Here is a 1,136-nt window from a genome sequence, read left to right on the forward strand (position 1 = left end):
GGCGTGCTGAAGGCGCGCGACACCTACGAGATCATGCGGGCCGAGGACGTGGGCTGGAGCGCGAACAAGATCGTGCTCGGCAAGCTCAGCGGCCGCAACGCCTTCAAGCAGCGCCTGCTGGACCTMGGCGTGACGATGGAGAGCGAGGCCGACATCAACGCGGCCTTCGCGCGCTTCAAGGAGCTGGCCGACAGAAAAAGCGAAATATTTGATGAAGACATCCTCGCGCTGGTCAGCGAAGGAGAGCACTCGCACGTTGGTGAACAGTTCAGCTTTGTATCCTTGTCGCAACATAGTGAAACCGGTGAGCGGCCGCAGGCCCGCATCGTCTTCACTGTGCATGGCAAGGAGGTCATGGGCGAATCCGACGGCAACGGGCCGGTGGATGCGTCCCTGAAGGCGATCGAGGCCCAGGTCAAGAGCGGGGCCGAGATGGTGCTCTACTCGGTCAATGCGATCAGCGGATCGACGGAGAGCCAGGGGGAAGTGACAGTGCGCTTGCAGAATGCCGGCCGCGTGGTGAACGGGGTCGGCGCCGATCCCGACATCGTGGTTGCATCGGCGAAAGCATACTTAAGTGCTCTCAACAAGTTACAGAGCCAAGCTGAAAGAGTAGCTGCACAAGGTTAGGTTTTCTGTGCTCCTTGTATTCGGTTCGAAGAAGAGGATGCAAGTAACTGATATTGCGTGCCTTTTTTGATTTCGATACACTGCGGACACCTTTTTTCGCCGCTGGAGAGTTTTTTATGCCTGAAGCCCGTTCCTACCGAGTTTCCAGCCAGCGGTTCCTTCCCGCCTTTCGCCTCGCCGCCGTGGTTCTTTGTGCCACGGCTTTTTTGTTGCCCGGCGCGCATGCTGCGACGGCATCGAAGAAGGCGACCGGCAGCAAGACCTCGGTAAGCGCGGACACCAGCCCGAAGGCCTCGGCAGCGACTTCTTCGAAGCGCACGGTTGCCAAGCAGGTCGCAAACGTTGACAAAGCCGACAAGGTTGTGAGCGGTGGACGCAACGTGGTGGCGTCGATTCGCCAGAAGAACGGTAAAACGGTGGTGGCCGTGCAGCGGCGCTCGGTGGTGCGGGTGGCGGACGCCGCGCCCGCCAAGCAGTCCTTCGGCCAGATGGCCGGGCTGCACAGC

The 1,136-nt window shown here is 60.4% G+C and carries 1 protein-coding gene and 1 pseudogene; both read left to right on the forward strand.

What is annotated here, in order from left to right; all coding sequences use genetic code 11:
• Positions 1–630, forward strand: a 630-nt coding sequence (locus AC1DY5_RS56580) for an alpha-isopropylmalate synthase regulatory domain-containing protein (protein ID WP_478122861.1), incomplete at its 5' end; no start/stop codon positions are given.
• Between the two features lie 116 nt (positions 631–746).
• Positions 747–1,136, forward strand: a pseudogene (locus AC1DY5_RS56585) (D-alanyl-D-alanine carboxypeptidase); the annotation flags it as partial.

The organism is Variovorax sp. P4_D9 (assembly GCF_056401695.1).